Genomic DNA, 12989 nt, shown 5'->3' on the forward strand with positions numbered 1-12989 from the left:
AAGGGGCACACCGTGAAGCTATTGATCATCGAGGCACCTGGGAAGCTGAAAAAGCTTCAGCCAATGATGAAGAAACTGCGCCCAGGCGAACACTGGTTGGTTGTCGCCAGTGGTGGGCACATACGTGACTTGCCCGCCAGAGGGCAGGACGACAGCATGATCACCACAGGCGTCCGCAAAAATTACACACCGGTGTACGAGATCCTGGATAAGAGCGCCAAGGCCGTGCGGACCATCAAGGCCGCAGCTAAACAGGCCGATGAAATCTACCTCGCAACCGATCCGGATCGCGAAGGTGAAAGCATCAGCTGGCACATCCAGCAGGTACTGGCGGTCAAATCCTACAAACGCATCACCTTCAATGAAATCACCCTGAAGCGTGTCGCAGAGGCTCTAGCCAATCCTCGCCAAATCGATTTGAACAGAGTCGCGTCACAAGAATGCCGGCGTGTACTTGATCGTTTGGTGGGTTACCTGGTGACTCAGGAGCTACGCCGACTGATGGGCAAGCCCACCTCTGCAGGCCGCGTGCAATCGCCTGCCGTATACCTGGTGGTTTTGCGCGAGCGCGAGATCCGCAACTTTCAGGTAATCAACCACTTCGGTGTGCGTCTGAACTTTGTGGATATGAATCAGGGCACCACCTGGTATGCAGACTGGCAACCGGTACCGGATTTCGCGAGCAAAGACTTTCCTTACGTTCAAGATGCCAACCTGGCCCGACTCGTCGCCGGCACACGTAATGTCGTCGTCGAGTCCTGTGAAGACCGCAAGGCCGAGCGCCACCCACCCGCGCCCTTCATCTCTTCCACCCTTCAACAAGCAGCCAGCAACGCCTTGAAATGGGACCCGGACAAGACCATGCAAGTCGCCCAGCGATTGTATGAACAAGGCGTGATCACCTACCACAGGACGGATAATCCCAACGTACCAGACGAGGCCATGGAGGATATTAGAACCGTAGCTAGATCTATCGGATTGAAGACCGTCGACGAGCGACGTACATTCAAGGCCGCCGAAGGCGCGCAGGAAGGCCACCCCGCTATTACCCCGACGCATTGGGCTGATACAAAAGCTGGTGAGAACGACGAGGAACTCGCCCTGTACAAGTTGATTTGGGTCCGGGCGCTGGCCAGCCAGATCGAAGCGGCGGTATTCGACGTGCGTGCTGTAAAACTGCTCGCGGTTGGCCCAAATGGTAAGGCTTTGCGATTCAATGCAACTGGTGAAACCCTTTTTCATCCTGGGTGGCGGAAACTGCTCAAGGGCGATGACACAGACGATGAGGAAGATGGAGCAGCGAGCAACCCAGTTCCTGCACTCACACCAAAACAGATCATCTCTGTGCACAACGGAGAACTGCTGAAGAAGAAAACTCAGCCGCCATCCCGCTACACCAAGGCCAGTCTAATCAAAGAAATGGAGCGCCGCGGTATTGGTCGTCCCAGCACGTTCGCCTCGATCTTGAAGAACATCACCAGCAAAGGAATGATTGAGGAAAAAAGCCGCAAGCTGGTACCGGCGCCGCTGGGGGAGGAAACAATCGCGAAGCTGGAAGGGTTCTACAGTTTCGTGGAGCTCGATTTTACGAGGGAGCTGGAGCGGGATTTGGACAAAGTCGCCCAGGGCCAAGACACCTATGGAGCTGTCGTTGCGCGTCTGCATAGACGCCTGGAAGAGGAACTGTCTCAGCAACGTGGAATGCCGAGTGTGCCGATGGCGTCCGCTCCACGCCCAGCCACAGCAGGTGGCGCTTTCAACTGTCCCAAGTGCAATCAACCCCTCGCAAGGCGACAAAAAAAAGGGGGCGGTGGCTATGACTTTTGGGGTTGCACAGGCTTCAAATCGAATGGATGCAAGGTGAGTTTTCCAAACTTGAATGGCAAACCAGATCTCAATAAACCCAGAGGGGTGTGACTTCTGCCATTGCCGATATAAATCACCGACAACGCCGTTACGCATTAACCCTAGAAGCCCACCATTCCTATACCTGACAGTCCTCTGCGAAATTGCAGAGGAGGTCATGGGTGAGCGTACAGAAGAGACAATCGGTGGTGGGGCTGCGCATCTTAGCGCCGAAGCTGGAGAAGTTCTCAGACCGGCAAATTGAAGTCGCCCAGACCTGGGCTTTACAATTTAACGTACCGCCCTCCCAGCTGACCTCCTTCATCGATACCTATCTGAGTTCCACTGTCCATACTCGTTGCTGGTGCGTAGCCCTGCCCTCTACAGATGATCAAACACGGCGGCTCCTGGCCAGAATCGGCGATCACCTCCAGTACTTCGATGGTCATCAGGTTAAGGCCTGCAAAATCTTCAGCAAGGACCGCGTGCATAAGAGAAAACCCACCGCAATGGTGGCCCAGCAGCTACTGCTCAGGTTTGAAAAACGCTGGTATGCAGACGTCCTACTGACCTCCTTCTGCAAGTCTGCTGGAGAGAGGGCGAAAGCCCTTTCGATTGAAGATCTAGGAAGCTTTAATCGCCGCGGCTTCGATTGGACGGCGAGCAACAATCGGTACTTCAATCCCCGCACCCGATTTTACCTGAAGCAGATTGGCAGCACGCTGAAGCAGTTTTGCCAGTGTCTGGACCAAGAGCTTTTATTCGCCATTCGTTCAGCGCAATGTCCCTCACCCAAGCTCTATAACTGGCTGGCTCAAGGTGACCGAAAACGCCGCCTTCAGGCCCTAAAAGCCCAGCCAGTACTGATTCCACTTCTGGTACTAGCAGATCAATGGCCGTGGCCGTGGGATGGGCAGCAGCAGGTATACATGAACTGCCCATGGGATGAACTTCAGGCGTGGCGCCCATACTGGAGTGAGGACCGTTATTTGATTTCCGCTGAAGAGTGCCTGGTAGGTCGCATAGCCGACGCGGGCCTCCCCCTTTCCGACACACTGGCTTGGCTGCTACAGGCGCCGCGCGCTGCAGTGCGCTACCTGGGTCAACAGCGGGTATTCGATACCGGCAGTGCATTGACCCGTATCAGCCGCGAGGGGCCACAAGGACCCTGGCATCGACTGCTGCTGGGAGCCTCACTGGGCAATCGCCGTCCTCTTAAAAAAGCGCACTGGATCACTCTCTTCGCGCTGCTGGATAAAATCCCGTATCAACTGCTGGATCAAACGCAGGACTGGAACAGGCTGCTGTCAGGGTGTCCAACTGATTGGTCGGACGACAATTGGTCCAAAATCGCCGACGACTTTCGAGACCTGAACGAGCTCTTTAACAACGTTGATGAGAGCGACGGACCAGCTTCTGGTGAAGCACTGCAGAAACTCAAAAGCTTCATTGCTACTGCTTCCTATCACCAGATCGCCAGCTTGGTGAATGGCTTTCACCTCGCGTTGATAGACATCCGTGAGGCTTTAGATGCAGTAGATCCACAAACAAGAACAGACTCTTTAACGCCCTGGAAGCCGCTGCTTTATTCAACCAGCACACCCCTCGTGAGTCCAAATGGGCTGCAAATTATCGAACTGAAGTGCCCCGCCGATCTTGATGCGGAACATCGAGCGCTGGGCCATTGCATTGATGGTTACGACTACAGTGCTTATCGGGGCATCTGCCGTCTTTTTTCGGTTCGCGAAAACGGGAAATCGTTGGCCTCTGCAGAAATCCAAATGGATGAAAGTGCCTGGGGCGAAACGTTAGCAAAATTGACTCCCAAACACCTGGTGACGATACAACTGAGAGGGCTCCGCAATCGCACACCTAAGTCGGGCTCCAGGGTTGACCGGGCCTATCAATGGTTTTGGGCAAAGATCAAATCGGGTGAGCTCGCCATTAACCTGGAATGGCCCGACCAAACACTATCCATGTCGCGCTATACAAATCGAAACCGGAAAAAAATGCATGCCCAGGCCTGTGCGGAATGGATCAACCAGCGATTGAGCAGGACATGAGTCGTCCACGTCTGATGAACCGCCGGCAGGACCTGGTCGAAAAAGTCATTTTTGACGGCTATGACTTCGGGGTCTTAATGCAATACGTTGAGGGTGCGAACCGGCTGTTTCTCGAACGTAATGGTTTCTATATTCGGCGTGCCGAGCATCCTCAACATCGCTATTGGCGATTACCAAAAGGCAAGTTGCTGGATGACCTGGATGTGCTCTTCCACCGTTTGATGGAGTTGTCCGAGGACCGTTTCAATGAAAGTTGGGAGACGTTTTCACATAAAATCACAGCCGCACAAAACGACCCAGATCGGCAGGCATTCACGTGGGGGCTGACCTTTCGGATAGCTCCACTCGTTCAGGGCGGGATCCTGCTGTCAGGTGACTACCATCCTGGCGCGGTCGCCGTTTCAAGGCGCATGCACGGCGTGTTTCTCGGGCATTCCAAGTCCTGGCGCATTGACGCTGGTGCGGAAGTGGTGCGAAGCAACTTGATCCTGGAGCTTGGATTGTCGGAGGATCAGTTCGAAATCCTCGACACCGTGCAAGAGCTGCTGACCGACGGATCCGTTGTTCCAGCTGATGAAATCACCCGCATCAGTCTTGGTGGACCGCCACAAGAGCGCGCAGCAAAAGCGGCTGACGATAGCACCTCAACCGATGTGTATTTAGCCGCGGTGCCCTCAATCGAGCGCACCGGGTCCACTACCGAACAGATTAACCAGGCATTGGCTGGTTATTCTTTACTGGACCATCAACCGGCAGGCATCCGGCACTTGCTACAGCGCACAAGCGCCTTGCTTGCGGATGACATGGGGCTTGGTAAAACTCGCCAAGCAATCATTGCCGCTGCAATCCGAGCAGCTAATAGACCCATCTTGGTTATCACCCTGTCGACGTTGATCATCAACTGGCAACGCGAAATCCAGATGGTGTATCCCAAGGCCACTATCGGCCAACAGGTCTTTGATCCCTCTTCGCAATGGATTATCACCAACTACGAACGCCTTGGCGATTTTGTTCTGCATGCAGGACACTTTGAAGTGATGATCATCGACGAGGCGCACCGCCTGAAAGAGCCGACCGCCGCGTGGACACGTCACGGCTTCGACATTGCCGCCAAGATACCCAACCGTTACCTGCTGACGGGTACGCCAGTCCTCAACCGAGAATCTGAGCTGCACACGCTGCTACGGCTATCCGGCCACCCCGTTGGGAAACTGCCCTTGAAAGAATTCTGCGAACAGTTCGCCGGCAGTCAGGATTTCCGCATGAATCTGCGGGGCGCAATCGGCGATTGGATGCTCCGTCGACGCAAGGATGTCTTGCCCGGTCTCAAGGGCAAACAGCGCCAAACTTTACCCATCGAACTCACTGCTGAAGAGCGCAAGCAATACGATCAAATTCGGCTCGAAGACAGGCCTAGCCTCGCCAGGTTGGGATCACTGCGTCAGTTGCTTGAGCAGGTAAAGATTCGTGTCGTAATGGATCTGCTGTGCGAACTGGACGCGGAGGACAAAGTAATCTTGTTCTGTGAGTTCAAGGATACGGTAGGAACACTTCGCACTCGGTGCAAGCAAGCTGAGTACGGGTGCGTCACGGTTGTCGGCAGTGACTCTGTAGGCAAACGGCAGAAGGCGATCGATCAATTCCAAAGTGATCCAGAAACCCGCGTCTTTGCCGCCACTACCTCCGCTGCCGGCACCGGCAACAACCTCACTGCGGCCAACTATGTGATGTTCCTGGGCCTCCCCTGGACGCCTGGACTGCAGGACCAGGCTGAGGACAGGGCCTACCGCAATGGGCAATTGCGCATGGTCGTGGTGAAAATCCCGCTGGTGGAAAACACAATCGACCAGATGCTTTGGCAAATGCTGCAGGATAAGCGTCAGTTGGCAAGTGACCTCATTGAGCCCGACGCGGCCGGCAACGCGAGACAAGCATTGGCGACCAATTTGTAGATCTGCGGTATATCACTGCTTCTTAGTGGCTGAGACCTTGTAAACGTACTTGGAACCATTACTTTTGTTTTCTGGAATCTAATAGGCCTCCCCATCGGCAACAATAGTTTCGTTCGATATCTGCAAACTTCCGAAAGTGGCAAATCTATTTCGATTTTACCCACTTTGCTCGTATTCATTTCGAGGAGTCGAACATAATTGACTTTGTTACGTATTAGAATCTTCCCATCGCTCATAATGGCCGTCGAGACCCATTCAGAAGAGACTGATCTCACTGAAAGGCACGGACAGTTTTGGCGGACTCGTTGAATCCAGCGCGATACGCCAATATCCAACATCATGCCAAGCGCCATGCTTGAATCCTACTTCTGGATACGTACCGATGTGAGCGAAGCCTAGTGCTTCATGCAGCCCCACGCTGCCATCGTTTGGCAGCGCGATCCCGGCAAAGGCTGCGTGAAACCCTTGCCTTTTCAATGTCGGCAGCAACACGCCATACAGTGCCCGGCCGACCCCGCTACGGTGCGCTTCTGGCGATATATAAACGGTGACGTCGACCGACCAGCGATAGGCCTCACGAGCCCGGTGCTGACTGGCATATGCATAGCCGATGAGCTGGCCGTCTCGCTCCGCTACCAGATACGGGTAAGTCGGCAAAGTCGACCCAATCCGCTTGGCCATCTCTTCGACTGTGGGCGGCTCAAGCTCAAACGAAATCGCCGTATGCTCAACCATCGGTGCGTAAATTGCCTGGATGGCTTGAGCGTCCGAAATCTGCGCAATCCTTACTGTGGTGTTGCTCATCCTCTATCCCCTTGGTCGCTCAAATCGATCTTTGATTGACTCGTTTCGAGAGTGCTTCGGCGCTTTCCTTGCGCTCCGAATAGCGGTCTACCAAATACGTTTCCCGGCCCCGAACCATCAGCGTGAACTTCATCAGTTCCTCCATCACGTCCACAACACGGTCGTAGTAGGCGGATGGCTTCATACGCCCTGCGTCGTCGAACTCCAGAAAGGCTTTGGGTACTGACGACTGGTTTGGGATGGTGATCATCCGCATCCAGCGCCCGAGGATCCTAAGCTGGTTTACCGTGTTGAAGGACTGTGATCCACCGCAGACCTGCATGACGGCCAACGTCTTGCCCTGGCTGGGGCGGACAGCGCCCAACGTGAGAGGTATCCAGTCTATTTGGGCTTTGAATACAGCAGACATTGCACCGTGACGCTCTGGCGAACACCACACCTGTCCCTCTGACCACAGAACCAGATCCCGCAGCTCTTTAACCTTTGGATGGTCTTCCGGAGCGTCATCAGGGAGAGGCAGACCCGAGGGATCAAAGATGACGGTCTCGGCTCCCATTAGGGTCAGGATGCGCGCGGCCTCTTGGGTCAGCAGCCTGCTGAAAGAGCGCTCACGGGTTGAGCCATACAGCAACAAGATGCGTGGTTTGTGAGTCGGTTGCTCGTTGCCTTGCAGGCGATCCAGTGTGACGAAGTCGATTAGCGACTGATCCAGATTAGGTAGATCCAGGCTGCTTTCCGAGGAAAATTCGTCCATTACAGTTCACCTATTTGATCTAGCTCGCGCTTCAGTTCCTGCGGTGTGAGCGCCGAATGATCCAAGCTGAAGAATGCCTCGAAACGCTTTTTAATCTGGACGACGGTCGCGTCAAATGCGGCTTGGATGTCGCTGTCTGTGCCTTCTACATCGGAAGGGTCGGCGAGGCCCCAGTGGCTTTTGACAGCAGGCCCGAAATAGACCGGGCAGGGTTCGCCTCCAGCCTTATCACACACGGTGATCACCACATCCGGTGGTGAGTCCGAAAACACCTCTGAGCCTTTGCTGTAGAGATCTGTGGTGTCGATACCAAGCGCTTGCAACGTACTCACGGCGCGTGGATTCAGTTGTCCGCTTGGGAAGCTGCCCGAACTGACGGCGTTAAAACCGCTCGGGGCCAGGTGGTTGAACAACCCCTCCGAGAGAACGCTCCGGCAGCTGTTTGCCGTACACATAAATAGCACTTTCATGGGTTTCTCCTAGACAGGGATGCTCAGCCGCGACGCCAGTGCCACCAGCGTTACCAGCAAGATAGGGAGGGTGAGGATGCTGCCGACTTTGAAGTAGTAACCCCAGGTGATGCGGATATTTTTCTGCGCTAGCACATGCAGCCACAGCAACGTGGCCAGGCTTCCGATGGGCGTGATCTTGGGGCCAAGATCGCAACCGATGACGTTGGCGTAGATCATGGCCTCACGTACCAGTCCTGTAGCGTCGCTGCCCTGAATGGACAGAGCGCCGATAAGCACACTCGGCATGTTGTTCATGATCGAGGACAACAGCGCAGCGGTGATACCGGTGCCCAAGGTAGCGGCCCATAGGCCATGCTCGGCAAATATGTTCAGCAGCCCCGAGAGCGAGTCGGTTAGGCCAGCATTACGCAGGCCATAGACCACCAGATACATGCCCAGCGAAAACACGACAATTTGCCAGGGCGCGTCCTTGATGACCCTTCTCGTGGAGATGATTTGGCCTTTACCTGCGATGACCAGCAGGATCATTGCACACGCAGCAGCAACAGCGCTGATGGGGATACCTAACGGCTCCAGTGCGAACAGACCAACCAGCAGCAGGCCAAGTACCCACCAGCCAGCAATAAAGGTCGCCCGATCTCGAATCACCGACTCCGGGGCCTCAAGCTGATCCGCGTCGTACTGGGCGGGAATGTCCTTGCGATAGAACATCCAGAGCATGAACAGTGTCGCGGCCACGGCCACTAGGTTCACTGGCCACATGACAGAAGCGTATTCACCGAAACCCACGCCAAAAAAGTCTGCCGAAACGATGTTCACCAGGTTGGACACCACCATCGGCAGACTGGCGGTATCAGCGATGAAGCCTGCGGCCATCACGAATGCCAAGGTGGATGCCGGGCTGAAGCGAAGCGCCGTCAGCATCGCGATGACGATTGGGGTCAGAATCAGTGCGGCTCCATCATTGGCGAACAGTGCCGAAACGGCTGCACCGAGCAGGATCATCAGCGCAAACAGACGTCCGCCTTTGCCCCGACCCCAGCGAGCGACATGAAGCGCCGCCCATTTGAAGAATCCCGCTTCATCGAGCAACAAACTGATGATGATCACAGCAATGAAGGTCGCGGTAGCGTTCCAGACGATGTGCCACACAACCGGCACATCCCCTAGACTTACGGCGCCAGTCAGTAGTGCCAGAACGGCACCCGCTGCCGCGCTCCAGCCGACACCTAACCCCTTGGGTTGCCAGATAACAAAGACGAGCGTAACTACGAAAATCGATGCTGCGATGAGCATGAGTATGTTCCAGATCAGGATGTCAGCAGCAGGAGGCTTGGCGCACGGGTCTGTCTTCCATGGAAGCCAGCCGTCCTTGATGGTCGTTAACCCAGGACTGGTGTGCCTGCGTAGTGACGTTCAGAACATCCAGTGCCCACTGTTCAAGCTCGGGATGCAGCCGGTAGTAAACCCACTGACCCTGCCTCCGATCTGCGAGTAACCCGCAAGCACGCAGTTGGGCAAGATGCCTGGAGACCTTCGACTGGTTATCGTCCAGTGCCCAGATTAACTCGCACACGCACAACTCACCCTCAGCCGAAAGCATGAGCATGATCCGGGCGCGAGTTTCATCACCCAAGCACTTGAAGAATGTGTGTGGTGTAAGGCTCATAAGCAATCGCCCTGCATATGTGGATAATCGAATATGCAGATTTAACCACGTTCAGCCTGCTTGCACAAATGCCTGTGGCGGGAGTTAACGATGGGGATCAATGCTCACCGGTCGACCACAGGGTAACGACCAGGAGGGATTAACAATCGCCTCAGCACGCGGACGGAGATTTGATGTTCGAATGGATGTTCGCTGAACGCGATTTTGGATTCATTACTCTAGGCGTAATGGCAGGATAGCTGGTCAGGTCGAATGCAATTGAGTGGTCAGCGTGAATGCAAATGAATGCTCAGCGTGAATGGAAATGGGTGATCAGATACTAGGTAATTTTCCACCTCGGTCGCGTCATCTTTGTATAGCCTATAAATACCTATAGACGTAGTTTTCTATTTCCTACTGCGCAGCTGGTACCAGCCTGTCACCGTTCCCCTATCATTACAGGGGGCCTCTCGGCACATGATCAGGCACGTCACCACGCTCTCGCTTCTAGCGTTAATCGCCAGTTGCACGACCCAAACGGCGCAGACACCCAAGCCCGCTTTCGACAGCAGTCGCAATCCGGACATGTTGACGCCAGACCTCTATCCTGGCGGCGCCGTTCCTGAAAAAGAACCAGTAGTGCGCTATGGCCGCTACACCCTCGTCAGCACGCTGCCAGATTCTGGCCAACGTGACCTGATGGCTCAGATTATCGACATCAGCATTCCAGCCAACATGCACCCAAATGTGCATGAGGCCATGCAGTACGTGGTGGACCGTTCAGGTTATACGCTTTGCTCGGCAGACTCTGGCCACGTCAACATCCTTTACACCCGACCACTCCCAGCAGCCCAATATAAACTTGGCCCTATGACCCTGCGTAACACCCTGCAGGTGCTCGCAGGTCCGGCCTGGCAGGTGAAGGTCGACGAGGTCAACCGTCAGGTGTGCTACGTCCTGCGCCCTGGCTACCAGCTCCCGGACTCTCCACGTCCTGCATCAACTCAGATTGCTCAACTCAACACATCGACAGCTGCACAGCCTATCGCAGCGAAGAGCAATAACAATGATGCGGGCAGCCAAGTAGTAGTCGCCGCCGTTCCCCAAACAGCGCCTTTCACAACAACGGCATCAGCCGCTACCCCTGTGGCGAACGCTGCACCAGCCAAAACCGTGGCCCCTCCTACGGTGATTACCAAGGATGGCTCTACAAAACAAACGTCTGCCTTGCCGACTCAGAGTCCGGCCTCGACTTCGTCCAGCAACCCAGATGCCAAGGCCGCTTCAACTCCGAAACTGGTCACCGCGCCGTCCGCAGTTTCTGCAGCGCCAAAGCCGGTTGCGACGGACATTGCAGCGCCGAAGCCGCTGGCCCAGACATGGACGGCTTCAACTGGCTCAACCCTTCGTCAAACCGTCGAAGGCTGGGCTGAAAAAGCGGGCTGGAAACTGATGTGGCAGGTCGATGATTTGGATTACTCAATTGACGCTCCACTTCGATTTGAGGGCAGTTTCCAAGAAGCCATTGGGTCGATTTTCCCTCTCTACGACTCGGCTCCACGGTCCTTTCTGGTCGATGTGGTCGACAGTAACTCCTCACAGCGGCTGATTTTTATTACAGAGAGGAACAAATGATGACTGCTCGTCTCTGGATCAAAAGCACAGCCTTGTCACTTATCGTCGCACTGGTGAGTTCCTGTTCGCTGCAGCGTGTGAATGAATCGGCCAGCCGAGCTGAAAATGACGCTGCGACAGCCTCTCAATACAGCCGATTTCTGAGAAATCAGCAGCAAGAGTCCGCGCGCGCTACGGTGGTGTTCAGCGACAAACCATGGGTGTCCAAAAAACCGCTGGTCGCCAAGCGTGGTTTACCGCTGACCATGGATTGCGACATCACCTATCGCCCCTCATATAACGTTGGGATCGCTGAGATCGCGCAGTACATCACTAGTGAATGTGGTGTACCGGTCATCGTAGCCCCTGACGCAATCGACCCAAGTGTCCTTTCCAGTTCGACGCAGGGCAACTCAGGACCTGCAGTTCCACCTGGTTTGGGCTCTGCCGACAACCTGACCAACTTCATGCCCGCCGGCGTCATCGGCAATGTTCCGAGCAACGCCCGCTCAATGAATTCGATTGGGCTGACTGCACCCAACACATTCCCCATTAAGTACAGCGGCAAGCTGTCAGGGTTGTTGAATCAAGCGACCTCCCAGTTGGGCTTAGCGTGGAATTATTCCTCCGATGATCGAAGCGTGCATGTCACTTACTTCGACACCAAGACGTTCGACGTCTGGGCATTTGGTGATGACCAGGTCATTGAAAGCACAGTGAAGTCGGGCTTGCTGACCGCTACAGGCAGCGGGAGCAGTTCCGGTGGTGGTGGCGGCGGATCTTCGTCGACAGGTGCATCGGGTGAATCAGGCAGCAACCAGAGCACCACCGTTACCATCAAGACCTCGCTGATCGGAGACATTGAAAAAAACGTCAAGGCGATGCTGAGCCAACAGCCCCAAGGTCGGATGTTCCTCTCGCGTTCCACTGGCACCCTGACGGTAAGTGATCGACCAGAAGTACTCTCAAACGTTGCTAAATACCTGAATTCGATCAACAGCAGTATCACCCGTCAGGTGTTGTTCAACGTCAAAGTTTTCGAGGTAACTCTCACCGACACAGACCAGACCGGCCTGGACTGGACGGCTGTCTATACGTCCTTGAGCAACAAATGGGGCTTTTCGCTGAAGAATGCCACCACCGGCATAAGCACGGGCGCGGTGTCGGGCTCGTTGAGTATTTTGGACACGTCGAAGTCTCCTTGGGCTGGCTCCAACTTAATCATCAAAGCACTTTCCGAACAGGGCCGAATCTCGAACGTTCGCTCGCCGTCGGTCACCACGCTGAATCTGCAGCCGGCACCCATCCAGATCGGCAACGTAAAGAGCTATGTCGCATCAAGCTCGACAACCACTACGGCTTCCGTTGGATCGTCTACTTCGCTCACCCCCGCGACTATCACCAGCGGCTTCAACATGATGTTGCTCCCTCGAATCATCGACCAGGACAACATGTTGCTGATGATCACCCTGAGCATGAGTAGCAAACCGACCTTCACCACTTTTACGAGCAACGGCTCCAGTGTCCAGACAGCGGATTACGACACCAAGAATCTGTCGCCCAAGGTCAAATTGCGCAGCGGTCAAACCCTCGTACTGACTGGTTTTGAGGAGAACAGCGAAAACGCAACCAAGTCTGGCGTAGGGGATCCTGGATTCTTCGGTTTGGGCGGCAGCCGTGTCCGCACCACAGGGCACAGCGTACTCGTAGTGCTGATTACTCCTGTTGTTGATAGCGACACAGGCAGCCCCAGCGCGGTGATTTCACCTGCTGCCAACGAGCCTTGGGGCTCTTGCCCTACCCCACTGCTGCATTGCACAGGTTCCAAGGGGTAAG

The 12989-nt window shown here is 55.0% G+C and carries 10 protein-coding genes; 5 read left to right on the forward strand and 5 right to left on the reverse strand.

Going from position 1 to position 12989, the window contains the following annotated elements; translation table 11 throughout:
• Window positions 1-12: 12 nt before the first annotated feature.
• The 3 genes from topA to HBO10_RS05615 all read left to right on the forward strand — a co-directional run bounded on the left by topA (window position 13) and on the right by HBO10_RS05615 (window position 5860).
• Window positions 13-1917: a type I DNA topoisomerase gene (gene topA, locus HBO10_RS05605; protein ID WP_008437341.1), complete on the forward strand. Its 1905-nt coding sequence runs from the start codon at window positions 13-15 to the stop codon at window positions 1915-1917.
• Between the two features lie 110 nt (window positions 1918-2027).
• Entirely contained in the window at window positions 2028-3908 is a 1881-nt protein-coding gene (locus tag HBO10_RS05610; protein ID WP_019818088.1) for a hypothetical protein, read from the forward strand.
• A complete protein-coding gene (locus HBO10_RS05615) occupies window positions 3905-5860 on the forward strand; it encodes a DEAD/DEAH box helicase (protein ID WP_024073377.1) in 1956 nt (651 codons plus the stop codon). Before HBO10_RS05610 ends, HBO10_RS05615 begins: the two co-directional genes overlap by 4 nt.
• A gap of 255 nt (window positions 5861-6115) precedes the next feature.
• Here HBO10_RS05615 and HBO10_RS05620 read toward each other — a convergent pair whose 3' ends face one another.
• From HBO10_RS05620 to HBO10_RS05640, 5 genes are read right to left on the reverse strand one after another with little or no spacing between them, the layout of a single operon-like run.
• Window positions 6116-6664, reverse strand: a complete 549-nt coding sequence (locus HBO10_RS05620) for an arsinothricin resistance N-acetyltransferase ArsN1 family B (protein ID WP_008437347.1) — start codon at window positions 6662-6664, stop codon at window positions 6116-6118.
• 19 nt (window positions 6665-6683) lie between these two features.
• Entirely contained in the window at window positions 6684-7418 is a 735-nt protein-coding gene (arsH, locus tag HBO10_RS05625; protein WP_008437348.1) for an arsenical resistance protein ArsH, read from the reverse strand.
• A complete protein-coding gene (locus tag HBO10_RS05630) occupies window positions 7418-7888 on the reverse strand; it encodes an arsenate reductase ArsC (protein WP_008437349.1) in 471 nt (156 codons plus the stop codon). Before HBO10_RS05630 ends, arsH begins: the two co-directional genes overlap by 1 nt.
• A 9-nt stretch (window positions 7889-7897) precedes the next feature.
• Window positions 7898-9187, reverse strand: coding sequence for an arsenic transporter (locus tag HBO10_RS05635; protein ID WP_008437350.1), 1290 nt, complete (start codon window positions 9185-9187; stop codon window positions 7898-7900).
• Between the two features lie 22 nt (window positions 9188-9209).
• Window positions 9210-9560, reverse strand: a complete 351-nt coding sequence (locus HBO10_RS05640; protein WP_008437351.1) for a metalloregulator ArsR/SmtB family transcription factor — start codon at window positions 9558-9560, stop codon at window positions 9210-9212.
• Between the two features lie 456 nt (window positions 9561-10016).
• On the opposite strand from HBO10_RS05640, the gene HBO10_RS05645 reads away from it, so the two are divergent.
• Window positions 10017-11174: a TcpQ domain-containing protein gene (locus HBO10_RS05645; RefSeq protein ID WP_019818090.1), complete on the forward strand. Its 1158-nt coding sequence runs from the start codon at window positions 10017-10019 to the stop codon at window positions 11172-11174.
• Window positions 11174-12988: a PilN family type IVB pilus formation outer membrane protein gene (locus HBO10_RS05650; RefSeq protein WP_019818091.1), complete on the forward strand. Its 1815-nt coding sequence runs from the start codon at window positions 11174-11176 to the stop codon at window positions 12986-12988. Before HBO10_RS05645 ends, HBO10_RS05650 begins: the two co-directional genes overlap by 1 nt.
• Window position 12989: the final 1 nt, after the last annotated feature.

Source organism: Pseudomonas sp. WS 5503 (genome assembly GCF_012985385.1).
GTDB lineage: Bacteria > Pseudomonadota > Gammaproteobacteria > Pseudomonadales > Pseudomonadaceae > Aquipseudomonas > Aquipseudomonas paracarnis.

Bases quoted from the DNA above. Each gene is read 5' to 3' on its own strand.
- HBO10_RS05615 (WP_024073377.1), top strand. From the start codon at position 3,905: ATGAGTCGTCCACGTCTGATGAACCGCCGGCAGGACCTGGTCGAAAAA.
- HBO10_RS05620 (WP_008437347.1), bottom strand. From the start codon at position 6,664: ATGAGCAACACCACAGTAAGGATTGCGCAGATTTCGGACGCTCAAGCC.
- arsH (WP_008437348.1), bottom strand. From the start codon at position 7,418: ATGGACGAATTTTCCTCGGAAAGCAGCCTGGATCTACCTAATCTGGAT.
- HBO10_RS05630 (WP_008437349.1), bottom strand. From the start codon at position 7,888: ATGAAAGTGCTATTTATGTGTACGGCAAACAGCTGCCGGAGCGTTCTC.
- HBO10_RS05635 (WP_008437350.1), bottom strand. From the start codon at position 9,187: ATGCTCATCGCAGCATCGATTTTCGTAGTTACGCTCGTCTTTGTTATC.
- HBO10_RS05640 (WP_008437351.1), bottom strand. From the start codon at position 9,560: ATGAGCCTTACACCACACACATTCTTCAAGTGCTTGGGTGATGAAACT.
- HBO10_RS05645 (WP_019818090.1), top strand. From the start codon at position 10,017: ATGATCAGGCACGTCACCACGCTCTCGCTTCTAGCGTTAATCGCCAGT.
- HBO10_RS05650 (WP_019818091.1), top strand. From the start codon at position 11,174: ATGACTGCTCGTCTCTGGATCAAAAGCACAGCCTTGTCACTTATCGTC.